This window comes from Burkholderia sp. BCC1993 (genome assembly GCF_905339865.1).
Classification (GTDB): Bacteria; Pseudomonadota; Gammaproteobacteria; order Burkholderiales; family Burkholderiaceae; genus Burkholderia.
Window position 1 is genome coordinate 408,568 of record NZ_CAJPGZ010000004.1, and the last position, 19,846, is coordinate 428,413.

The window sequence follows — 19,846 nt, forward strand, 5'->3', positions numbered from 1 at the left end:
CCGCGGCGTATTCTAGACGGCCAAAATTCGTGTTTCGGCGCGCAGGCAACGGCGCTCGCCGGACGGGCGAACGCCAAAAGGGCGGTATTTTACCCGAACGCGATACCCGGAAAACGGCAATCCGGCGCGACCGATCGATTCTTCGATCCGGGCGTTGCGGCAATCGTGGTATTCACAACGAGCATTGCGCCGATTGGGTTCGCGAGTGCAACGATGCGGTGCGCGGGCGGCGGATTGTGGCGCGCCCGGCGCGCCCCTACAGTGCAGGTAAACCCGAAGAATGAATATCTGCCTGCCGGAGTGCCCGCCCCATGTTCCAGATCCGCCGCGCCGCCGACCGCTGCCACACGCGCCAAGGCTGGCTCGAATCGAGCCACAGCTTTGCGCTTGCCGGCGCCGCCGGGGCCGCGCATCCGCCGCTCGGCGCGCTGCGCGTGCTGAGCGAGGACCGGATCGCGCCGACGCGCGGCTTCGGGATGCAGCCGCGCCGCGACCTCGAAATCGTCACCTGCGTGCTCGACGGCGCGCTCGCGCATCGCGACAGCCTCGGCAACGGCGCCATCGTGCGGGCCGGCGGCGTCCAGCGGGTGAGCGCCGGCACGGGGCTGATGCACAGCGAAACCAATGCGTCGCGCGACCGGGTGCTGCATCTGCTGCAGATCTGGCTGCAGCCGGCCGAGCGGGGCGGACGGCCCGGCTACGCGGAGCGGCATTTCGCCGACGACGAGAAGCGCGGCCGCCTGCGGCTCGTCGCGTCGCCGGACGGCGACGACGGCGCGCTGTCGATCCGCGCGGATGCGCGGATCTTCGCGGCGCTGATCGATGGCGACGAGACGGCGACATTCGGCGTGCAGGCCGGGCGCAATGCCTATGTGCACGTGGTGCGCGGCGACGTGGAGGTCAACGGCCACGCGCTGGCCGCGGGCGACGGCGCGCGGATCGCCGGGGTAGACGCGGTCGCGTTCGCACGCGGCCGGGCGGCCGAGGTGCTGCTGTTCGACGTCGCCTGAAATGAAACGGGGGACGCGGGCCGGGTGCCCGCGTCCCCTGCGATGCCGCCCGGGGAGGCGGCCCGCCGGCTTACTGCGCCGGTGCCGACGCGCCCTTGGCCGCGCGGTGCTGCTCCCAGCGTTCCTTCATCTTCTCGTGACGCTGCTCCATCCGCGCGAACTGCTGCTTCAGCGCGGTGCTGACCGTCGTCTTCTGCTGGTCGTTCAGCCCGTTGTAGAACGCGAGCCAGGCGGCCGAGCTCTGCTCGCGCAGCTGCGCATTCTGCTGCTCGGCCTGCTGGCGGGCGGTGTGCATCGCGTTCAGGTCGAGGATCGGCTGGTTCTGCTGCGCCTTGAACTGCTCGCGCATCTGCTCGTGGCTCTTGCGCATCGCTTCATGGTTCTGCTTCATCGTGTTGACGGCCGTCTGCCACTGCTGTTCCTGCGACGCGTTGAGCTTGAGCTGGTCGTGCAGCTTCATGATCACGCCGAACGGGCCGCCGTCATGGCCGCCGTGCATCTGGTGCATGCCGGGGCCGCCCGGCGGCGGCATGTCGTTGGGCTGCGCCGCATGCGCGGTGCCGAATGCGAGAGCGAGCACGGTGGCGGCCGCAATGGCCACGCGGGAAGTGTTCTTATACATTTCAGAAACTCCTTGTATCCAAAGGGTCCGGCGATGCGGTGCGCGGGGTGACCCGGGTGCCGCATCCGGTAAGACGCAGGTTAGCGGGGCGTGCTCCGGCGGGTGTTACGCGGGATGGCTGCCGGGTTACGGCGCATTACAGTTCCCTTGCGCCGTAACCCGCAGTAACCCTTTCGTCCCTTTGTTTCGTTCTTCGACTCCGCGCTCGCGCGCTAAACTTCGAGCCATGACTACCCAGATCCTCATCGTCGACGACGACCAAGAACTCCGAGACCTGCTGCGCGACTATCTCGTGCGCCAGGGGATGGAAGTGTCCGTGCTGCACGACGCGGCGACGCTCGAGAAGCGCCTCGAGCGCGAGCGGCCCGACCTGATCGTGCTGGACCTGATGATGCCGGGCGTGGACGGCCTGACCGCGCTGCGCCAGCTGCGCGCAGCCGGCGACGACATCCCCGTGATCATGCTGACCGCGCGCGCGGACGACGTCGATCGCATCGTCGGGCTCGAGCTCGGCGCGGACGACTACCTCGGCAAGCCGTTCAACCCGCGCGAGCTGCTCGCGCGCGTGCAGGCCGTATTGCGCCGCCGCCGCGCGACGCCGTCGGCGGCGGCGCCCGAGCAGCGCGAGCCGTTCGCGTTCGGCCGCTTCGTGCTCGACTTCCAGGCGCGCACGCTGTCGGTCGACGGCAAGCCGGCGACGCTGTCGAGCAGCGAATTCGCGCTGCTGAAGATCTTCGTGAATCACGCGCTGCGCACGCTCACGCGCGAACGGCTGCTCGAGCTGCTGCACGGGCCCGAGTACGACGGCACCGACCGCGGCATCGACGTCCAGGTATGGCGCCTGCGCCGCATCCTGGAAACGGATCCGTCGACGCCGCGCTTCATCCAGACGGTCCGCGGGCGCGGCTACGTGTTCGTGCCCGACGGCGAGGCCCATGCGCAAGCCCATTGATTCACTGTTCGGGCGGCTGGCGCTGCTGGTCGTCGGCGTGTTGCTCCTGTCGCACTTCGCGTGGTTCTTCGCGATGCGCCTCGAGCGCAATCAGATGCAGACGCGTTATGCCGTCGAGGAGGCCGCGTTCCTCGTCGACGCCGTGCGCCAGCACGTCGAGCGCACGCCCGACCAGCCGCTGCCGTCGCGGGTGCGGCTGGTGTCGCCGGACAGTCCCGATGTGCCGAAAGACGCCGATTCGAACCTGGCGGCGCCGCTCAAGCGTTTCCGCGACGACGTGAGCGAGCGGATGCCGCCCGGCACGCTGGTCGAGATCGGCGCGCCGGGCCATCCGCCGGTGCTGTGGGTCAAGGAGCCGAGCGACCGCAACTGGATCGTGGTGCCGGTGCAGCCGCTGCGCCCGCCGCGCTCGCTCGACCGGATGCTGCTGTGGCTCGGCACGATTTTCTCGGCCGGCGTGATCGCCGCGCTGTTCGCGGCCTGGCAGCTGCAGCAGCCGCTGCGCTCGCTGGCGCGCGCGGTCGCGCGCTTCGGCCGCGGCCAGCCGGTGCCGCCGTTGCGCGAGCGCGGCCCGCGCGAGCTGCGCCAGCTCACGCACGGCTTCAACCAGATGGTGGAACAGGTGTCGCAGGCGGAGAGCGACCGTGCGGTGATGCTGGCCGGCGTCGCGCACGACCTGCGCACCCCGCTCGCCCGGATGCGCCTGCGCGCGGAAATGATGGACGACGCACGGCTGCGCGACGGCGTGGTGCGCGATGTCGACTCGATGTCGCACATCGTCGACCAGTTCCTCGTGTTCGCGCACGGCGGGGCGGACCGCAGCGAGCCCGTGCCGGTCGACCAGACCTGCGAGCGGATCGCCCGCAGCTATCGCGCGGTCGCACCGAACGCGCCGGCGGTCCAGACGCATCTGGCCGCCGACGAAGGCTTCCGCCTGCCGACCGCGACGCTCGACCGGATCCTGTCGAACCTGCTGGACAATGCGCATGCGTACGGCGCGCCGCCCGTGCTCGTCGAGACGGCGCGTACGCCGGCGGGTTACGTGCTGTCGGTCAGCGACAGCGGCGGCGGGATTGCGCCGCGCGACCTGGCGGCCGCGACGCGGCCGTTCGTGCGGCTCGACCCCGCGCGCGGCGGGAACGGCCACAGCGGGCTCGGGCTGGCGATCGTCGAGCGGCTGGTGCTGCGGCTGGGCGGGGCATGCGAGATCGGCAATCGTCCCGAGGGCGGCCTGCGCGTGGCGATGACGTTCCCGTTCGACGTGGTGCCGAAGGACGAACTTCACGCCCAGGCCGCGTAAGCGGCGCATGCGGCGCCTGCCGGGCAGGCGCCGCGCGGCATCATTCGCCGAACAGCGTGCCGAGCGTCTCGGCGGCGTTGCTGTCGATGGTGTTGTAGGTCACGCTCGTGGCCTCGAAGATATAGACGGTCGTATAGCGGCCGAGGCGCTCCAGGATCTCCTCCTGCAGCGATTCCGGCACGACGTTCATGTTCAGGTACCACGCCGTCGACGACAGCCGGGTCTGGAACGACCCGTACTCCTGCATCAGCTCGTAGAACGCATCGGCGTCCTGATCGCGGCAGACGATCACCAAGTTTCCTGCCATTCGCTTCCTCCCGCTGGTCGGTCGATCCCTGGCGGCTATGGGGCAAGCGACGCCGGGGGCTAGCCCCGATCATACCTGCTTCGCCGCAATCGTCCGCTGACGTCCGGCATGGTTTGCGTCCGTGTGTGGCTGGCGGGTTCCCGGCCGGCCCGGATCACGGCATAATTCGGGGCCTGCATGCCGGCCGGACGACCGCGGCCGGGCTGCTCCGCACCGCACGCCTGCCGTTCGCCCGCGTGCCGGGCACGATCCGTGCGCCGCCCGCGCGCCGCGCCGAGCCGGCCCCGAACGGTTGAACCTGAAATACAGGTTGGTGTAGTGTCGTGCCGTCGCGGCCCGACTCGCCGCGCCCGGGGGCGCAGCTTGCACGCACGGCGCCCCGCGCCGGCGTGAGATCGTGAATCAATCGAATTACCGCGTCGAATTACCGCGCCCGTGCGCTTTGCCATGAATCAACATCGTCTGCCGGCTTCGTTCGGCCTTACCGGGGAGGGCGCCTGATGGACGTCGGATTCTTCAATCCGAACCGGACCGCCAACGCGTCCGCGTGGCGCGTCTTGCCGAACCGGTGGGACTTCATCGCGTTTCCGCTGATCATCTGCCTGATCGCGATGGCGGTCGTCGGCTTTCATGAAACGATGGCGCCGATCGGGACCCTTCAGACCCAGAAGATCTCGCTCGACCCGTCGAACCTGCCCGAATACGCGTTGCGCACCACGCTGCGGATGCTCGCCGCGATGGTCGCGTCGCTCGCGTTCACGCTGGTGTACGGCACGCTCGCCGCGAAAAGCCGCCGTGCCGGCATGGTGCTGATCCCGATCCTCGACATCCTGCAGTCGGTGCCGGTGCTCGGCTTCATCTCGTTTACGGTCACGTTCTTTCTCGCGCTGTTCCCGAGCCGTGTGCTCGGCGCCGAGCTCGCGGCGATCTTCGCGATCTTCACGAGCCAGGCGTGGAACATGACGTTCAGCTTCTACCAGTCGCTGCGCACGGTGCCGCGCGATCTGGACGAAGTGTCGCGCGGCTTCCACCTGACGTCGTGGCAGCGCTTCTGGAAGCTCGAGGTGCCGTTCTCGATGCCGGGGCTGATCTGGAACATGATGATGTCGATGTCGGGCGGCTGGTTCTTCGTCGTTGCGTCGGAAGCGATCACCGTCGGCAACCAGACCATCACGCTGCCGGGCATCGGCGCGTATCTCGCACAGGCGATCTCGGACAAGAACTTCGGCGCGATCGGCTGGGTGATCCTGACGATGACGGTCGTGATCCTCGCCTACGACCAGTTCCTGTTCCGCCCGCTGATCGCATGGGCCGACAAGTTCCGGATGGAGAACACCGCGTCGGGCGATGCGCCGCAATCCTGGCTGCTCGACCTCGTGCGCCGCACGCGCCTGATTCACCAGCTGCTCGTGCCGGCCGGCTGGTTCTTCGCGAAGGCGGCGCGGATTCCGCTGCGCCTGCCGCTGTCGGGCGCGATGCGCTTCTCGCTGCCGAAGGTCGAGAAGAAGGCATCGCGCACGGTCGACATCGCATGGGCGGCGCTCGTGCTGCTCGGCACGGCCTATATCGTGTGGCGCGTCGTCAGCTTCGTGTCGACCGGCGTGACGATGGCCGAGGTCGGGCACGTCGTCGCGCTCGGGCTCATCACGCTGCTGCGCGTGGTCGTGCTGATCTCGATCGCGTCCGTGATCTGGGTGCCGATCGGTGTGTGGGTCGGGCTGCGCCCGAAGCTGGCCGAGAAGCTGCAGCCGCTCGCGCAGTTCCTCGCCGCGTTCCCGGCGAACCTGCTGTTCCCGGTGTTCGTGATCGTGATCGCGCGCTTCCACCTGAACCCCGACATCTGGCTGTCGCCGCTGATCGTGCTCGGCACGCAGTGGTATATCCTGTTCAACGTGATCGCGGGCGCGACGTCCTATCCGAACGACTATCGCGAAGCCGCGACGAACTTCCGGATCCGCGGCTGGCAATGGTGGCGCCAGGCGATCCTGCCCGGCATCTTCCCGTACTACGTGACCGGCGCGATCACCGCATCGGGCGGCGCGTGGAACGCGAGCATCGTGTCGGAAGCGGTGCAGTGGGGCACGACCAAGATCGAGGCGCACGGCCTCGGCGCGTATATCGCGCAGACCACCGCCGCAGGCGACTTTCCGAAGATCATCCTGGGCATCGCCGTGATGTCCCTGTTCGTCACCCTGTTCAACCGCCTGCTGTGGCGCCCGCTGTATGCCTTCGCCGAAGCGAAGCTGCGGCTCGACTGAGACCGATTGAGAGCGAAACGCGATGCACAATCCGAATGCTGTAAACGCCCCCGTCCAGACGTCCCAGCCGCCGCGCCTCGGTGAGGAAATCCTGCGCGTCGATCATGTCTGCCGCGGTTTCAACAAGACGCAGGGCGAGTTGCTCGTGCTCGACGATGCGAACCTGTCGCTGCGCGAAGGCGAGATCGTCGGGCTGCTCGGCCGTTCGGGCTCGGGCAAGTCGACGCTGCTGCGGATCATCGCCGGGCTGATCGAGCCGACCGGCGGTGACGTGACCTATCTCGGCAAGCCGCTGCGCGGCCCGGCCGAAGGCGTCGCGATGGTGTTCCAGACCTTCGCGCTGTTTCCGTGGCTGACCGTGCTGCAGAACGTGGAAGCTGGCCTCGAAGCACTCGGCGTCGGCGCACGCGAGCGGCGCGAACGCGCGCTCGCTGCGATCGACCTGATCGGTCTCGACGGCTTCGAGAATGCGTATCCGCGCGAGCTGTCGGGCGGCATGCGCCAGCGCGTGGGTTTCGCGCGCGCGCTCGTGGTCGATCCGACGATCCTGCTGATGGACGAGCCGTTCTCGGCACTCGACGTGCTGACGGCCGAAACGCTGCGTACCGACCTGCTCGACCTGTGGACGCAAGGCCGCATGCCGATCAAGTCGGTGCTGATCGTCACGCACAACATCGAGGAAGCGGTGTTCATGTGCGACCGGATTCTGGTGCTGTCGTCGAACCCGGGCCGCGTGATCGCCGAGATCAAGGTGCCGTTCAAGCATCCGCGCAACCGGCTTGACCCGGCGTTCCGCAAGCTCGTCGACGACATCTACGCGAAGATGACCGCGCGCCAGACCGGCGAGGCGACGAAGAAGGGGCTCGAGCTCGGCAGCTGGCTGCCGCAGGTGTCGACCAACCTGATGGCCGGCCTGATCGAGACGCTCGCGATGGCGCCGTACCACGGCCGTGCCGACATGCCGGAAATCGCGCGCACGCTGCATCTTGAGGTCGACGACCTGTTCCCGATCGCCGAAGTGCTGCAGTACCTCGGCTTCGCCGACGTGCGCGAAGGCGACGTGTTCCTGACGCCGCCGGGGCGCGTGTTCGCGGAATTCGGCACGCAGGAACGCAAGCTGATGTTCGCGGATCACCTGCTGAAGCACGTGCCGCTCGCCGCACGGATCAAGAAGGTGCTGAACGAGCGCCCGGGCCATCGTGCGCCGCGCGTGCGTTTCGAGCAGGAGCTGGAGGATTTCCTGTCGGACGGCGCGGCGGAGGAAACGCTCGACGCGGTGATCGACTGGGGCCGTTACGGCGAGATCTTCTCGTACAACGACCAGACCGAAATCTTCAGTCTCGAGGACGTCGAGTCCTGAGCCGCCGAGCCGGGCCGTCTGGCCCGGCATCCGCATGCGCGGCGCCTGCCAGGCGCCGTGCATCGCATCGTTACTGCAGGTTACCCCAGCGGTCGACCGCCGGTTCGGCCGACGCCCACTTCCAGTGCGTGCCTTGCTGGCATACATTCGCGAAATACCAGTCGGCCTTGTCGCCGTCCTTCACCGAGAACGCGAATTCCTTGCACAGCGCAAGCGCCGTCGAGTAAGCGCGCGTGACGCGCACCTCACCTTCGCCGTTTTCGAGCGGCAGCGTGTTCTTCACGTTCCACGGCTTCACTTCGCCGACGGCCAGGCTGCCGGCCGCCTTCGCGATCGCGTCCTGCTGGTTCTGATGGAGCTGTTTCATCGTGCGGTTGACGGCCTCGTCGGTCGCCGCCTGCACGGCGATCCCGACACCGATGCCGACGGCCGGGTTCGCGGTGACGAGGCCCGTCGCCGCGCCGGCGAGCGCACCGCTCGCCGCGCCGACCGAGCCGCAGCCCGACAGCGCGGCGCTGGCCGCGCACAGTGCGCCGATCGCAGCGATTCGGATCGCGACGCTCATTGCAGCGCGCCCCAGCGTTCGGTCGCCGGTTCCGCCGACGCCCATTTCCACACGGGACCGTCGCGGCAGATCGTGGCGACATAGAACGCCGATTGCGCGGCCTTGTCGGCCTTCGCGGGCGTGTCGACCGCGAACACGATTTCCTTGCAGTCGAGCGGGCCGATGCTGATCATCCGGCTGACCGTCACGCGGCCCTGTTCGTCATCCTCGATCGGAAACGAATGGTGCGTCGTCCACGGCGCGACGCCGCCGACGTCGAGCGGGCCGGCCGCCTTCGCGATCTGTTCCTGCGTGTAGCGGTGCGCGACGCGCTGCGTGTACTGGACGCCCGCACGCGCACCGGCGACGGCGCCGAGGCCGATGCCCGTCGCGACGGCGGCGTTGTTGGTGACCTTGGAAGCGATCGCGGCGCCCGCGATACCGGCGCCGGCGGTCGCGCCTTCGCTGTACAGCGAGTTGCAGCCGGACAGCAGTGCGGCCGTGGCGAGCGCGGCCAGCACGATGCGCGCCGGCATGGCCCGGCGCGGCGGTTCGAAACCCATGTTCATCCCTGAGTGCAAGTCCTGTCTGGGTGAGCGGCGACGCATGCGCGCCCCCTTGCCGCGCCATTGTTTCGCAATGGTCATAGGAAAACTGCAAAGCTTTGACAAATGGCCGGGCGGCGGGTCGCGCGCGTACGCGCGGCGCTATTGTCGGACAGATGGCTGAGCCGGGGTCGAAACGTTACAAATTGAAGGTAATTGTTACCGTGGCATGCGAGGAAGCGACCTAGACTGTTTTGTTATGGAATGTTTCTACGACGGCTCCGAGCCGCGCGCCATATGAGACACCCAGCCATGCGCCGTTCGAAACGGTTTTCTCCCCGGCCGCCCGATGCGGGTGCCGAGCGCCCGCGTCCGCAGACCGACGCGCCGGCCGGCGCGCCCGACGAGACGCCGTCCGACGGCGATCACAACCAGGGCGGCGCACGCCCGGAAGGGCTCGACTATCAACGCGACCTCGGCCAGGAGCAGGACGCTTGAGCCCGTCGCCGCTGTATTCCGCTGCCGCATTTCATTGCGCGCCTGGTTGCATCGCTCACATCTGAATCGCCGCGCGACTGCCTTCGGGCCGTCGCGTCCGCCTTGGCGCGCGCCGTGCGTCATTCAATCGAATCGAGGAGGGGAAGCCGCATGAGCAGATTGATCGTGGTATCGAACCGTGTCGCCGTCGGCGAGGACACGCGCCCGAGCGCAGGCGGTCTCGCGGTCGGCGTGATGGATGCGCTGAAGGAAACCGGCGGCGTCTGGTTCGGCTGGAACGGCGAGATCGTCGGTACGCCCGACACGGAACCGGCGATCCAGCGGGACGGCAACGTCACCTATGCGACGGTGGGGCTGACCCGGCGCGACTACGATCAGTACTACCGCGGCTTCTCGAACGCGACACTCTGGCCGGTGTTTCACTACCGCAGTGATCTCGCGCGCTTCGACCGGCAGGAGTACGCCGGCTATCTGCGCGTGAACGCGATGCTCGCGAAGCAGCTCGCCGCGCTGCTGCGGCCCGACGACTTGATCTGGGTGCACGACTATCACCTGCTGCCGTTCGCGCATTACCTGCGCGAGCTCGGCGTGAAGAATCCGATCGGCTTCTTCCTGCACATTCCGTTTCCGTCGCCCGACATGCTGCGCGTCGTGCCGCCGCACGACGAGCTCGTGAAGTTCATGTGCGCGTACGACATTGCGGGTTTCCAGACCGACGCCGACAAGCAGGCGTTCACCGACTACATCGAGCGGCGCGGCATCGGCGCGGCGAGCGACGACGGGATGCTGCATGCGCACGGCCGCGTCGTGCAGGTTGCCGCCTATCCGATCGGCGTGCATCCGGATGCGATCGCCGAGGCGGCCCTCCAGTATGGCTCGCGCAAGCCGGTGAAGATGCTGCGCGACGCGCTCGGGGGCCGCAAGCTCGTGATGAGCGTCGACCGGCTCGACTATTCGAAGGGGCTCGTCGAGCGTTTCCAGTCGTTCGAGCGGATGCTCGCCAACCAGCCGGGCTGGCAGGGGCGCGTGTCGCTCGTGCAGATCGCGCCGCCGACGCGCTCGGACGTGCAGACCTACCAGCGCATTCGCGAGACGCTCGAAGGCGAGGCCGGCCGTATCAACGGCCGCTTCTCGCAGCTCGACTGGACGCCGATCCAGTACCTGAACCGCAAGTACGAGCGCAATCTGCTGATGGCGTTCTTCCGGATGTCGCAGGTCGGCTACGTGACGCCGTTGCGCGACGGGATGAATCTCGTCGCGAAGGAATACGTCGCGTCGCAGGACCCGGCCGATCCGGGCGTGCTCGTGCTGTCGGAGTTCGCGGGCGCGGCGGCCGAGCTGAGCGGCGCGCTGCTCGTCAATCCGTACGACCTGTCGCAGATGGCCGATGCGCTCGAGCGCGCGCTGTCGATGCCGCTCGCCGAGCGGCGGGCGCGACACGAAGCGAACTTCGCGCGGCTGCGCGAGAACAACCTGTCGGTCTGGCGCGACACGTTCGTCGCCGACCTGCGCAGCGTCGCAGCGGCCGCGTCGGTCACGCGGCGCGCGGGCCGGCGGGCCGCGCATGTCTGAGCGCATGTCCGAGCGCGTGGAGGAGGGGGGCGCGGCAGACGATGCGGCCGCCCGCTTCTTCATCGTCACGGGCGGCCCCGGCTCCGGCAAGAGCACGTTGCTCGATGCGCTCGAGCGCACCGGTTTCGCGCGCTCGCACGAGGCCGGGCGCGGCGTGATCCGCGACCAGATGGCGATCGACGGCCCGGCGCTGCCATGGCGCGACCGGGCCGCGTTCGCCGAACTGATGCTGAACTGGGAAATGCGTTCGCACCATCTCGCGCGAGGCGCGCGCGGGCCCGTGTTCTTCGATCGCGGCGTGCCGGACGTGATCGGTTACCTGCGGCTGACGGGCCTTGCGGTGCCCGCACATGCGGAGGCCGCGGCGCGGCGCTTCCGCTATCACCGGCGCGTGTTCATCGCGCCGCCGTGGCCCGAGATCTACACGCAGGACACCGAGCGCCGGCAGGATTTCGCGGAGGCCGTGCGCACCTACGACGCGATGGTCGACTGCTATACGGCGTATGGTTATCGGCTGATCGAGCTGCCGCGCGTGAGCGTGAAGGCGCGCGTGCGCTTCGTGATGGACGCGCTCGATGCTGCGTGAGCCGCGGGCGCGGTGCGCGGCGGTGTCAGGTCGCCGCGTCAGGTCGCCGCATCAGGCCGCAGCGTCGGGGCGCGGCGACGCGATGCGCAGCATGCTGACCACCGCGGCGACCGCCGCGAACCCCGTGGCGACATAGAGCGCGATCGTCGGACCGCGGTCGGGTGCCAGCCCGAAAATCAGCGCGACGAGCGCGGCACCGAGCGTCTGGCCCGTCAGGCGCGCCGTGCTCAGCATCCCGCCCGCGCCGCCGCTGCGCTCGCGCGGCGCCGACGACAGCATCGCGCGATTGTTCGGCGACTGGAACAGCCCGAAGCCCGCGCCGCACAGCGCCATTCGCCACACGATGTCGACGGTACCCGGGTGCGCGCCGATCGTCGCGAGCGACAGCAGCCCGGCCGCGAACAGCGCGAGCCCGATGCCGCCGAGGATGCCGGCCGAGTAGCGGTCCGACAGCACGCCCGCGAGCGGCGCGGCGAATACGATCACGAGCGGCCACGGCGTCATGTAGAGGCCGGTTTCGACCTGGGAGAAGCCGAGCGAATGCTGTAGCCAGAACGGCAGCGCGACGAACGCGAGCATCTGCGACGTGAACGACGCGACCGACGTGCAGATCGACAGCGCGAACATCGGGATGCGCATCAGGTCGACCGGCAGCAGCGGCGCCGGCTGCGACAGCTGGCGCTTCACGAAGAAGTAGCCGACGCCGAACGCGACAGCCAGCTCGGCCGCGACGTACGCGTGGCTTTCGCCGTGACCGAGCCCGTCGACGGCCATGATCAGCAGGCCGAACACGCACGCGTTCATCAGCGCGCTCGGGATATCGTACGGCGCGTCGTGCAGCGGGTTGGCCGGCAGCGCACGCAGGCTGCCGAACACCGCGGCGATGCCGATCGGCACGTTGACCGCGAACAGCCAGGGCCACGACGCGAACGACAGGATCGCCGATGCGACCGTCGGGCCGATCGCCGACGACAGCGCGACCACCATCGCGTTGATCGACAGCCCGCGCCCGAGCATCGACGAAGGGTAGATCATGCGCACCAGCGCCGCGTTGACGCTCATGATGCCGGCCGCACCGAACCCCTGGATCACGCGCATCACCGCGAGCGTCGGCAGCGATCCGGCGAGCGCGCAGCCGAGCGACGCCGCGGTGAAGAGCGCAAGACCCGCGATGTAGATGCGGCGATAGCCGACGCGTTCGCCGAGCGACGCGAGCGGCAGCAGCGTGATCGTGACCGCGAGCTGGTACGCATTGACGATCCAGATCGATGCGGCATCGGACGCGTGCAGGTCGCGCGCGATCGTCGGCAGCGCGACGTTCGCGATGGCGCCGTCGAGCACGGCGAGCGTGATGCCCAGTGCGACGCAGACGATCGCCCAGTAGCGTTGCGGAAGCGGCAGGCCGGTATCGGCGTTCATGGCGGGAGCGAAAGCGTGGTTGTCCGCGTGCCCGGGTGCCGGTTGCGTGCGCAACCATGCTTGCGGGTGGAGGCGGCGGTGAACGGTCCGGCCAGCCTGGCGGCGCCGGCGCGGGACCGGTCGAGTGTATCACCGGGCCGAATCGCGCGACGCCGACACCGCTGCCGGCCGGCGCGCGCGTTCAGCCTTCGAAATCGAGGCCGCCGAGCCGCACGAGCGGGGCGGCCTGCGTGCGCGACGCGAGGTCGATGTCGCGCGCACCCTCCCATGCGCTCAGCTTCCTCGGCAGCGCGCTCAGGTAGTGCTCGAACCGCACGGGCCCGTCGGGCTCCATCAACCGTTCGATCTCGTCGGTGTCCCAGGTCAGTTCGAGGTTCAGCGGATGCACGAAGCCGCTCACGTGCTCGTGCGGCGCGCTGCGGATTTGCACGCGCGTCGGTTGCCCGTGTCCGCCGTACGGGACGACGTCGGTCAGCACGTGATCGGCGAAGAAGGCGGCGATCGCCTGCGCGATGCGCGGCGCGAATTCGGTATCGAAACGGCGGGCGGTTTCGGGCTGCATGAAGGCGTCTCCAGTGTGCCGAAAATCGTAGCACGGCGGCGCCGCGTTTCGGCGTGCGTGATACCCGTAATGGCGCGTTACCACTTGCTGCATCTATTACGGCCGGGCGCGACCACAATGCATCGCATCCAGTACCACTTCGCGTGGGAGTCCATCATGAAAAAGATTGCCGCTGTATGTGTCCTCGCCGGTTCGCTCGCCGTGGCGGGCCCGGCGTCCGCGCATGGCCGCGACGGGGGCGCCGTCATCGGCGCGCTGATCGGCGGCGCGGTGCTCGGCGCGATCGTGACGTCGGCGATGAATCCGCCCGTCGCGTATCAGGCGCCCGTGTATCAGGCACCGGCCTATCAGCCGCCGACGTACTACCAGGCACCGGCCTACCAGCAGCCGGCTTATCCGACCTACCAGCAGGCGCAATACCAGGACGACGGCCCGAGCTATTGCTACGACCGTTATCAGCGCGCGTACGTGTGCGGTGCGCCCGTGTCGGGCGGCTATGCGCAGCCGGCTGGGTGGTAAGAAGCGGGCACGCGTAGGACGCGCGGGCAGGTTCGGCGTTGCGTAGCCGGCTGCCCGATTTCCGGTGGAGCGGACGACAAAAGGCCCTCGCGGTGATGCGAGGGCCTTGCTTTTTGACGGTCGTCTATCGGCTCGTATCGGCCTCGCGCGGGCCGTGCGTGGATACAAACGGTTGCAATTGCGTCAGTGGCGATGGCCGCCGCCGTTGCCTTGGCCGCGCCCGCCGCCGTCGTCATTCCAGTCGGCGCGGCGTCCGTCGCCGCGGCCCCAGCCGCCGTGACGGGCGCGTTCGCTGCGGTCGCGATCCCAGCCGCCGCGGTCACGATTCCAGCCGTCGCGTCCGCGATCCCAGTCGCGGCGCCCGCGGTCCCAGTCACGCCCGCCGCCACCGCCCCAGATGTTGACCGTCCCGTACACGGGCGACGCCCCGTAGGCCGGCCCGTACGCGTAGCCGGGATCGGAATAGTAGGGCTGTCCGTAGCCGTATCCGGCGTCCGGACCGACGACGCACCCGGCCAGCAGCGTGGCGACGCCGGCGGCAGCAATGAGCTTCAGCATGATGATCTCCGTTGGTTTCCGTATAAGTACCGCGCGCGGGGATCGCCGGCTGTATGCAATTGTGTCGTGAAATTACAGCGTCGTAAGGTCCTGGGGCGAAAGTGTTAGCATCCGGGGCCTATTTGTTTTTCAGGAGCACATCGATGAAATTCGCGATCCGGGCCGTCCTGGCCGCCCTTTGCGTGACGACCGCCGCTGCCTGCGCGGCCGGGCCCGCATCGGCGCCCGCCGTGCCGGCCGAGTCGATCAAGATGTTCCCGCAGCCGACGGCCGGCCAGCAGCGCGCGGTGATCGCGCTGCCCGCGCTCGAGAACGAAGGCGACGCGCGCGTCGAGCTGATGATCGGCAAGACGCTGCAGACCGACTGCAACCAGCAATGGTTCGGCGGGGAGCTGACCGCCGAGGACGTGAAGGGCTGGGGCTATACGTACTATCGCCTGACCGACGTGAAGGGGCCGGCGTCGACGCTGATGGCCTGCCCGGGCCAGGCGCCGCAGCAGCGCTTTGTGCAGGTGCGCGGCGACGGCCAGCTGCTGCGCTACAACAGCCGCCTGCCGCTCGTCGTGTACGTGCCGGACGGTTTCGACGTGCGCTACCGCGTGTGGCATGCGTCGAAGGACGTGCAGCACGCCGTGACGCAGTAACGCATCGGCGCGGTCGTGCAGGGCGCTTGCCGCTGCACGGCCGCGTGTGGTTTCGCTTGCGGGCTTCTTTTCGGGGTCCACCGTTTTATCCGCCGCTTGCGTGTGCGAGCGCCGGCCACGCGGCCAGCGCGGCTTGCGCGACCGCCTCCAGATCGCGACGGCTCGCACCGTCGCGCGCCTGAATCGACATCCCCTGTTGCACCGTCACGTAGTAGCGCGCGATCGCGTCGAGGTTCGCGTGTGCAGAGAGCTCGCCGGTCGCAACGCTTTTGCTCGGCCGCGCGCGTAACGCGGCCACGGTCTGCTCGCGCATCGCGATCAGCGTTTGCCGGACCGTGTCCGAGCGCTCGGCCGGATGCAGCGCCGATAGCGCGATCAGGCAGCCTGCGGGTTTCGAGCGGCGCGTGAACGGATGGCGATTCAGCAGTACGGCAAGGCAGAGGACGTGGCGGCGCTCGACACCCAACGTTCGGACGCTGTGCGTGCCGACGGCGCGATTTTCAGACCGAGGCGGAATTTCGGGAAAATGCTGGTCCCCGACAGAATTCATGCTGGTCCGCCGGCTATGGGAATAGCCGGCAATCTTTGAAGAAATACCCCCAAAAATACCCCCAGAGGTGATCTGTAGAGGGCTCGGGGCAGGACGATGCTCGGCACATTCTGCCGTTGGCCCAAACCCGCCTCATCGCGACGCAAGATGCCGCGGGCATACTGCGGCCCAAATCTGCTCATCTGTCGACATGCTATTCATTGCCGGTCCCGACCGAGACGCACAGGAGCGGGCTGCCGTGGGCGGGAGCATCAGGCGGTTCAAGTCGCAGCAGAAAGTCGAAATACCGTCCGGTGAGTTTCCCGAGTTGTTCCTGTACTGCGCCGAGCCGGATCAGGCATTGGGCGTCCCAGTTCATACCCACGACGAGTTCGTTCGTTTCGCACTTCCACTCGCTCAGTAGAATCGCAGCGGCCCGAGCATTTTCTTCGGCGAACCGCTCGATACGCTGCTCGATGTAGCGCACGTCGTCACGCATGAGCGTGCCGGAGATGCGCAGCGACACGGTGTGCGCTACTTCATCGTGCCTCAGATACACCGTCGCGATACCGCCCAGATGTCGGGACACCCGATCGAGCTGTTCGTCTTCCAGATCGTCCTGGACGGGCAGTGCACCCGACAAAACGTAGCGTGCTGGTTCTTCCATCGTATCCTCAGCTGATTCGGTTATCCTAGGTCGGCGGTCGGTAATGGCGTATCAAGTCGCGCGTGTCAGGGCGCTTGCTGCCGGAACCTGTCAAGAATCTGCGCTTGGCGCCGCAGGAAGGCCTCCAGTTGCAGGTGCTCGTAGGCGAGTTCCTCAAGCAGCTCGACGTGTTCGGCGAGGCCGACGGGAATGAACGACGGCTCTCCATACCGCACGCGTTTGAAGATGGCACCGGTCCGCGCCCATTTTTGGGAGAATTCTTCCAGTGTGTCTTCGACCGACTCCGCTTCGTCGTCGGTGAGCGCGCCGCGAATACGGGTCATGAAGGAGTGCGTGACGGCATCGGTCGCGAAATAGACGTCGGCCGGGTTCGCGATACTCTCGGCGAACTGTTGGGCGTGACTGTGCCGAAAATTGTCGAGAACCGACAAGGTGCCGCAGATTTCGTAGGTGAATGACATAGCATCTACTCCAGCAAAGGACTGCTGTTTTTCGGGGCGTATGCAGTCGAATTTTCCTGCACGCGGACAACGTCGAAGCTCGATCGTGTACTGATCACGCTAGTCAACAAAAACGTATATGTCAACTGATAATCCACGTTTGGATAACTTTGCGCTGCGTCTGAAGCAGGAGCGGCGGCGCCTGCGTATGACGCAGGACGAATTGGGCAACTCTGGCGGCGTTCGAAAACAGGCGCAGTCCAACTATGAGAAGGGTTTGCGGTACCCGGACGCTAACTACCTGGTTGGAATTGCAGAGGCCGGGGTTGATGTTCAGTATCTGCTTACTGGTCAAACGTCCAATCCTGCGACGCTCCGGCTTGCCGATGAGGAGGAGCGACTTCTCGCAGGCTTCAGAGAATTGAAGAGTCGGGAGAAGAGGGGCGTGCTAGCGCTGGTCGACGCGATTAACGGACCCGTGTCGGGGGAGTCGGACGGCACCGAGGACAATTGATCGCAACGTGATGATGTAGCTGGCTGCGTCGGACGAGTGCTTCGCTTTTCGCGAGTTGCTGGCGCTTTCCGGGTAGCTAATTGTCGGCGGCCGAATAGCACACATCGTTCTCTGCCGATTCGGCGGGAGTTCGAGCCACGCCTACCAATACACCGGCGCGCCTGACATGTACGTGGGGCCAGACGATCTCGATTGCCGTCATGGCGTATGACGGAGGCTAGGAGGTGCGCATCCTGCCGAAGTTGACCAATGAGGCGTTCTTGCTTCGACCCGTCAAAGGCACGCGAACGCTCTATGCGCATGGCGCCTAAAACCGGCGCAAGCCTATCCTGCTGTAAGGACTTTCGCTGTGTGTCAACGGGTTTGTGGGCCGGCGATGTTCGTTGCCGGATGTGTTCTTGATGCACGCGGCTTGCACGATTTATTTGCTTTGCCAGCTCGCAGTTCCTGCGTGACGTGTGCAGGATTGCTGTGCGTGTGATGCATTCACTTGTCCGTTTTTCCGCGTCATGCGATCGCAGCGTTTGTGCTCGATGTGCGTCGCATTTGCGCAGTTCTACTTGTTATCGGTTTTTTGGACGCAAGCGGGAGGGGCGCGAAGGTGTGAACCTTTACGCAGGACGTTTGCGCGGTACGGTGTACGACGTGTTCAATCTCTGCGTGGATCGCTGCTCCGTTGTCGTGAGGCGGTAGTCGCTGCGTATGTGCTTAGCCGTAGAGGTGGCAGACTGCATCCCTGTAACCGACCTTGTCACGCCCAGAACCACCGGCGCGGGCCATCATATCGAAGCCGCCCGGGAGCTCCCAATTCCATCCGAGACGCAGCCTGCGCAGCGGCGATCAACCGCCGCGCATGGGGCTGGCCAGAAGGAAAGCCGGGGTTTTCTCCCGTTCGGTCTGACCTCATGTTGCTATCGCACGGTGCAGCAAGGAGGAAGGAACTACGTGGTACTACACGGTCGCCGCCGGCGCGCGGTAGCGCTGCCAGGCCAGCGGATCGTAGGTTTCGTCATGGGCCAACATCGCCCATAGCATGCGGGCGTGTTTGTTGGCGATTGCGACGAGCGTCTTGTGATAGCCCTTGCGGTGAAACAGCTCGACGATCCAGCGTCCGAGGCGGGAGAGGCGCTCGGGCAGACAGCGCAGGGCCGACTGCAGGGCACTGCGTGCGCCTTGCACCAGCAGACCGCGCAGGTAGCCGTCGCCGTGCCGGGTCACCTTGCCCAGTCGGGATTTGCCACCAGAACTGTGCTGCAGTGGCGTCAGGCCGAGCCACGCGCCGAACTGTCGGCCATTCTTGAAACTGGACGCATTGGAGACCGTGGCGACGAGCGCGCTGGCGGTAAGCGGCCCGATGCCGAGGAGGGCGCGCAAGCGTTGGGCCGGGGCATTGTCGACCAGATGTGCGGCAATCTCAGGACTCGAAAATCCGCAAGAGTATAGAGGCGAAGGGCAAGTCGCTCGACTTTCCCGAACTCGCGGATCGCGTGGCGGACGATTTGCGTAGTCAGCGCCTGTCGGTGCACAAGGCGGCGGAATCGTTACCCATCGGGCAGCGCGCGGAACTGCTGCGCTGGCGCGCGCTCTATGACGCGATGTTCGCCGGGGTGACCGCCAGTGCGTGAGCGGCGGGCGCGGCCCAGACGTCCTGTCGATCCGCTCGCCCGGCTCTTTTACGACGTGACCGGCGAGAAGCCGGACGACGCGAGCCTGCTGCGCATGCGCCGGGTGTCGGTGGCCCTGAATTTGCGCGACAACGATGCGCTGTGGTCAATGCTGGCGGTGCTCGAATATTATGCACGGCTTTACGAAGCGATGCCGGAGCGCGTCCGGCAGGCAGGTAAGGGCAATCTGGACGCAGTGCGCGAGGAGGCGCGTGAGGCAACGGACGCGTTGATGGCGCAGCACCGTGACGCGCTCGCGCGCTGCAAGGCGACAATCGAACTCGCGGAACGCATGACCGAACGACCGGGCCTGCCAGTCAGCATCATCGTTAACCGCGACATCGTGCTGCGGCCGTACCAGCCACTGTTCTTCAATCGGGGAGCTTTGCAATGAGCACGACCAGAAAGCTGCGGCTCGGGCCGCTGCCGAAGACCGAAAGCATCAAGCTGACTTTTGCGTGCCCGGCCACGCTCAAGGCCGACCTTGACCGCTACGCGGCCATGCACGCGCAGACCTACGGCGAGGCGGTCGATGCTGCGACGCTGATCCCGCACATGCTCGAAGCCTTCATGGCCGGGGATCGGGGATTCAAGCGAAAAAACACCGCGACCACCTTAAAGTAGTTGATGCTTTGATGTTTAAATGGTCGTTATGCCAATTGCGGTTATTCGCTCATCGACCTCGCATAAACATCAATGAATCAAAGAACTCTAGACACGCTGGTCCAGTATGGTGTTGCAAGCGATTTGGCGGAGAAAGCTAACGACGCAGGGCT

22 protein-coding genes and 3 pseudogenes are annotated in these 19,846 nt (G+C 66.9%); 14 read left to right on the plus strand and 11 right to left on the minus strand.

Annotation, left to right across the window (positions count from 1 at the left end):
- Positions 1–311: 311 nt before the first annotated feature.
- On the plus strand, positions 312–1,010 hold the full coding sequence (locus U4Y91_RS08975) for a pirin family protein (protein WP_321804768.1): 699 nt from the start codon (positions 312–314) through the stop codon (positions 1,008–1,010).
- Positions 1,011–1,080: 70 nt separating this feature from the next.
- Here the strand turns inward: U4Y91_RS08975 and U4Y91_RS08980 are convergent, their stop codons facing one another.
- Positions 1,081–1,632 (minus strand): periplasmic heavy metal sensor, encoded by a 552-nt coding sequence (locus U4Y91_RS08980; RefSeq protein ID WP_321804769.1) that lies wholly within the window; start codon positions 1,630–1,632, stop codon positions 1,081–1,083.
- Between the two features lie 226 nt (positions 1,633–1,858).
- Between U4Y91_RS08980 and U4Y91_RS08985 the strand changes: the two genes are divergently transcribed.
- Positions 1,859–2,584, plus strand: a complete 726-nt coding sequence (locus tag U4Y91_RS08985; protein ID WP_006755678.1) for a response regulator — start codon at positions 1,859–1,861, stop codon at positions 2,582–2,584.
- A complete protein-coding gene (locus U4Y91_RS08990) occupies positions 2,568–3,884 on the plus strand; it encodes an ATP-binding protein (RefSeq protein ID WP_321804770.1) in 1,317 nt (438 codons plus the stop codon). Before U4Y91_RS08985 ends, U4Y91_RS08990 begins: the two co-directional genes overlap by 17 nt.
- Before the next feature lie 40 nt (positions 3,885–3,924).
- Here U4Y91_RS08990 and U4Y91_RS08995 read toward each other — a convergent pair whose 3' ends face one another.
- Positions 3,925–4,191 (minus strand): hypothetical protein, encoded by a 267-nt coding sequence (locus U4Y91_RS08995; RefSeq protein ID WP_027786765.1) that lies wholly within the window; start codon positions 4,189–4,191, stop codon positions 3,925–3,927.
- Positions 4,192–4,691: 500 nt separating this feature from the next.
- Here U4Y91_RS08995 and U4Y91_RS09000 point away from each other — a divergent pair, with 500 nt between their 5' ends.
- Together U4Y91_RS09000 and U4Y91_RS09005 are read left to right on the plus strand one after the other, a co-directional pair.
- Positions 4,692–6,449, plus strand: a complete 1,758-nt coding sequence (locus U4Y91_RS09000) for an ABC transporter permease subunit (RefSeq protein WP_321804771.1) — start codon at positions 4,692–4,694, stop codon at positions 6,447–6,449.
- A gap of 22 nt (positions 6,450–6,471) precedes the next feature.
- Positions 6,472–7,809, plus strand: a complete 1,338-nt coding sequence (locus tag U4Y91_RS09005) for an AAA-associated domain-containing protein (protein WP_044846385.1) — start codon at positions 6,472–6,474, stop codon at positions 7,807–7,809.
- 70 nt (positions 7,810–7,879) lie between these two features.
- On the opposite strand, the gene U4Y91_RS09010 is transcribed toward U4Y91_RS09005, so the two are convergent.
- Complete coding sequence (locus U4Y91_RS09010) at positions 7,880–8,374, minus strand: hypothetical protein (RefSeq protein ID WP_321804772.1); 495 nt, start codon at positions 8,372–8,374, stop codon at positions 7,880–7,882.
- Positions 8,371–8,922, minus strand: a complete 552-nt coding sequence (locus U4Y91_RS09015) for a hypothetical protein (RefSeq protein ID WP_321804773.1) — start codon at positions 8,920–8,922, stop codon at positions 8,371–8,373. The genes U4Y91_RS09010 and U4Y91_RS09015 overlap by 4 nt, the downstream gene beginning before the upstream one ends.
- A 288-nt stretch (positions 8,923–9,210) precedes the next feature.
- Between U4Y91_RS09015 and U4Y91_RS09020 the strand changes: the two genes are divergently transcribed.
- The 3 genes from U4Y91_RS09020 to U4Y91_RS09030 all read left to right on the plus strand — a co-directional run bounded on the left by U4Y91_RS09020 (position 9,211) and on the right by U4Y91_RS09030 (position 11,554).
- Positions 9,211–9,396: a hypothetical protein gene (locus tag U4Y91_RS09020; protein ID WP_059527452.1), complete on the plus strand. Its 186-nt coding sequence runs from the start codon at positions 9,211–9,213 to the stop codon at positions 9,394–9,396.
- A gap of 150 nt (positions 9,397–9,546) precedes the next feature.
- Positions 9,547–10,968 (plus strand): alpha,alpha-trehalose-phosphate synthase (UDP-forming), encoded by a 1,422-nt coding sequence (gene otsA / locus U4Y91_RS09025; protein WP_321804774.1) that lies wholly within the window; start codon positions 9,547–9,549, stop codon positions 10,966–10,968.
- 4 nt (positions 10,969–10,972) lie between these two features.
- Positions 10,973–11,554 carry an AAA family ATPase gene (locus U4Y91_RS09030; protein ID WP_321804791.1) on the plus strand — a complete coding sequence of 194 codons (582 nt, stop codon included), beginning with the start codon at positions 10,973–10,975 and terminating at the stop codon, positions 11,552–11,554.
- 51 nt (positions 11,555–11,605) lie between these two features.
- On the opposite strand, the gene U4Y91_RS09035 is transcribed toward U4Y91_RS09030, so the two are convergent.
- Both U4Y91_RS09035 and U4Y91_RS09040 read right to left on the minus strand, forming a co-directional pair.
- Positions 11,606–12,973 (minus strand): MFS transporter, encoded by a 1,368-nt coding sequence (locus U4Y91_RS09035; protein ID WP_321804775.1) that lies wholly within the window; start codon positions 12,971–12,973, stop codon positions 11,606–11,608.
- A 181-nt stretch (positions 12,974–13,154) separates the two neighbouring features.
- On the minus strand, positions 13,155–13,535 hold the full coding sequence (locus U4Y91_RS09040; RefSeq protein WP_321804776.1) for a DUF5594 family protein: 381 nt from the start codon (positions 13,533–13,535) through the stop codon (positions 13,155–13,157).
- Positions 13,536–13,652: 117 nt separating this feature from the next.
- Between U4Y91_RS09040 and U4Y91_RS09045 the strand changes: the two genes are divergently transcribed.
- Positions 13,653–14,054: a hypothetical protein gene (locus U4Y91_RS09045; RefSeq protein ID WP_044846393.1), complete on the plus strand. Its 402-nt coding sequence runs from the start codon at positions 13,653–13,655 to the stop codon at positions 14,052–14,054.
- A gap of 183 nt (positions 14,055–14,237) precedes the next feature.
- On the opposite strand, the gene U4Y91_RS09050 is transcribed toward U4Y91_RS09045, so the two are convergent.
- Positions 14,238–14,612: a hypothetical protein gene (locus U4Y91_RS09050; RefSeq protein WP_124487155.1), complete on the minus strand. Its 375-nt coding sequence runs from the start codon at positions 14,610–14,612 to the stop codon at positions 14,238–14,240.
- 143 nt (positions 14,613–14,755) lie between these two features.
- Between U4Y91_RS09050 and eco the strand changes: the two genes are divergently transcribed.
- Positions 14,756–15,256, plus strand: coding sequence for a serine protease inhibitor ecotin (eco, locus tag U4Y91_RS09055; RefSeq protein ID WP_044846395.1), 501 nt, complete (start codon positions 14,756–14,758; stop codon positions 15,254–15,256).
- An 85-nt stretch (positions 15,257–15,341) separates the two neighbouring features.
- On the opposite strand, the pseudogene U4Y91_RS09060 reads toward eco, so the two are convergent.
- The 3 genes and pseudogenes from U4Y91_RS09060 to U4Y91_RS09070 all read right to left on the minus strand — a co-directional run.
- Positions 15,342–15,665 (minus strand): annotated as a pseudogene (locus U4Y91_RS09060) (TetR family transcriptional regulator C-terminal domain-containing protein); the annotation flags it as partial.
- A gap of 334 nt (positions 15,666–15,999) precedes the next feature.
- Positions 16,000–16,452, minus strand: a complete 453-nt coding sequence (locus tag U4Y91_RS09065) for a hypothetical protein (protein ID WP_321804777.1) — start codon at positions 16,450–16,452, stop codon at positions 16,000–16,002.
- 65 nt (positions 16,453–16,517) lie between these two features.
- Entirely contained in the window at positions 16,518–16,913 is a 396-nt protein-coding gene (locus U4Y91_RS09070) for a hypothetical protein (RefSeq protein WP_321804778.1), read from the minus strand.
- Positions 16,914–17,031: 118 nt separating this feature from the next.
- Between U4Y91_RS09070 and U4Y91_RS09075 the strand changes: the two genes are divergently transcribed.
- Positions 17,032–17,406: a helix-turn-helix domain-containing protein gene (locus tag U4Y91_RS09075; protein WP_321804779.1), complete on the plus strand. Its 375-nt coding sequence runs from the start codon at positions 17,032–17,034 to the stop codon at positions 17,404–17,406.
- A 951-nt stretch (positions 17,407–18,357) separates the two neighbouring features.
- Here U4Y91_RS09075 and U4Y91_RS09080 read toward each other — a convergent pair.
- A complete protein-coding gene (locus tag U4Y91_RS09080) occupies positions 18,358–18,780 on the minus strand; it encodes a transposase (protein WP_321804780.1) in 423 nt (140 codons plus the stop codon).
- A gap of 41 nt (positions 18,781–18,821) precedes the next feature.
- On the opposite strand from U4Y91_RS09080, the pseudogene U4Y91_RS09085 reads away from it, so the two are divergent.
- The 3 genes and pseudogenes from U4Y91_RS09085 to U4Y91_RS09095 form a co-directional block, all read left to right on the plus strand.
- A pseudogene (locus U4Y91_RS09085) lies at positions 18,822–19,031 on the plus strand (protein mobD); the annotation flags it as partial.
- Positions 19,024–19,368, plus strand: a pseudogene (locus U4Y91_RS09090) (hypothetical protein); the annotation flags it as partial. The pseudogenes U4Y91_RS09085 and U4Y91_RS09090, both read left to right, overlap by 8 nt.
- 92 nt (positions 19,369–19,460) lie before the next feature.
- Complete coding sequence (locus tag U4Y91_RS09095) at positions 19,461–19,694, plus strand: DUF2274 domain-containing protein (RefSeq protein WP_036039687.1); 234 nt, start codon at positions 19,461–19,463, stop codon at positions 19,692–19,694.
- Positions 19,695–19,846: the final 152 nt, after the last annotated feature.

What these genes read in the sequence shown, in the direction of transcription:
- U4Y91_RS08985 (WP_006755678.1), top strand. Translation starts at nt 1,859, where the DNA reads ATGACTACCCAGATCCTCATCGTCGACGACGACCAAGAACTCCGAGAC.
- U4Y91_RS08975 (WP_321804768.1), top strand. Translation starts at nt 312, where the DNA reads ATGTTCCAGATCCGCCGCGCCGCCGACCGCTGCCACACGCGCCAAGGC.
- otsA (WP_321804774.1), top strand. Translation starts at nt 9,547, where the DNA reads ATGAGCAGATTGATCGTGGTATCGAACCGTGTCGCCGTCGGCGAGGAC.
- U4Y91_RS09095 (WP_036039687.1), top strand. Translation starts at nt 19,461, where the DNA reads ATGAGCACGACCAGAAAGCTGCGGCTCGGGCCGCTGCCGAAGACCGAA.
- U4Y91_RS09010 (WP_321804772.1), bottom strand. Translation starts at nt 8,374, where the DNA reads ATGAGCGTCGCGATCCGAATCGCTGCGATCGGCGCACTGTGCGCGGCC.
- eco (WP_044846395.1), top strand. Translation starts at nt 14,756, where the DNA reads ATGAAATTCGCGATCCGGGCCGTCCTGGCCGCCCTTTGCGTGACGACC.
- U4Y91_RS09020 (WP_059527452.1), top strand. Translation starts at nt 9,211, where the DNA reads ATGCGCCGTTCGAAACGGTTTTCTCCCCGGCCGCCCGATGCGGGTGCC.
- U4Y91_RS08995 (WP_027786765.1), bottom strand. Translation starts at nt 4,191, where the DNA reads ATGGCAGGAAACTTGGTGATCGTCTGCCGCGATCAGGACGCCGATGCG.
- U4Y91_RS09015 (WP_321804773.1), bottom strand. Translation starts at nt 8,922, where the DNA reads ATGAACATGGGTTTCGAACCGCCGCGCCGGGCCATGCCGGCGCGCATC.
- U4Y91_RS08980 (WP_321804769.1), bottom strand. Translation starts at nt 1,632, where the DNA reads ATGTATAAGAACACTTCCCGCGTGGCCATTGCGGCCGCCACCGTGCTC.
- U4Y91_RS09050 (WP_124487155.1), bottom strand. Translation starts at nt 14,612, where the DNA reads ATGCTGAAGCTCATTGCTGCCGCCGGCGTCGCCACGCTGCTGGCCGGG.
- U4Y91_RS09070 (WP_321804778.1), bottom strand. Translation starts at nt 16,913, where the DNA reads ATGTCATTCACCTACGAAATCTGCGGCACCTTGTCGGTTCTCGACAAT.
- U4Y91_RS09040 (WP_321804776.1), bottom strand. Translation starts at nt 13,535, where the DNA reads ATGCAGCCCGAAACCGCCCGCCGTTTCGATACCGAATTCGCGCCGCGC.
- U4Y91_RS09005 (WP_044846385.1), top strand. Translation starts at nt 6,472, where the DNA reads ATGCACAATCCGAATGCTGTAAACGCCCCCGTCCAGACGTCCCAGCCG.
- U4Y91_RS09045 (WP_044846393.1), top strand. Translation starts at nt 13,653, where the DNA reads ATGCATCGCATCCAGTACCACTTCGCGTGGGAGTCCATCATGAAAAAG.
- U4Y91_RS09030 (WP_321804791.1), top strand. Translation starts at nt 10,973, where the DNA reads ATGTCCGAGCGCGTGGAGGAGGGGGGCGCGGCAGACGATGCGGCCGCC.
- U4Y91_RS09035 (WP_321804775.1), bottom strand. Translation starts at nt 12,973, where the DNA reads ATGAACGCCGATACCGGCCTGCCGCTTCCGCAACGCTACTGGGCGATC.
- U4Y91_RS08990 (WP_321804770.1), top strand. Translation starts at nt 2,568, where the DNA reads ATGCGCAAGCCCATTGATTCACTGTTCGGGCGGCTGGCGCTGCTGGTC.
- U4Y91_RS09065 (WP_321804777.1), bottom strand. Translation starts at nt 16,452, where the DNA reads ATGGAAGAACCAGCACGCTACGTTTTGTCGGGTGCACTGCCCGTCCAG.
- U4Y91_RS09075 (WP_321804779.1), top strand. Translation starts at nt 17,032, where the DNA reads ATGTCAACTGATAATCCACGTTTGGATAACTTTGCGCTGCGTCTGAAG.
- U4Y91_RS09000 (WP_321804771.1), top strand. Translation starts at nt 4,692, where the DNA reads ATGGACGTCGGATTCTTCAATCCGAACCGGACCGCCAACGCGTCCGCG.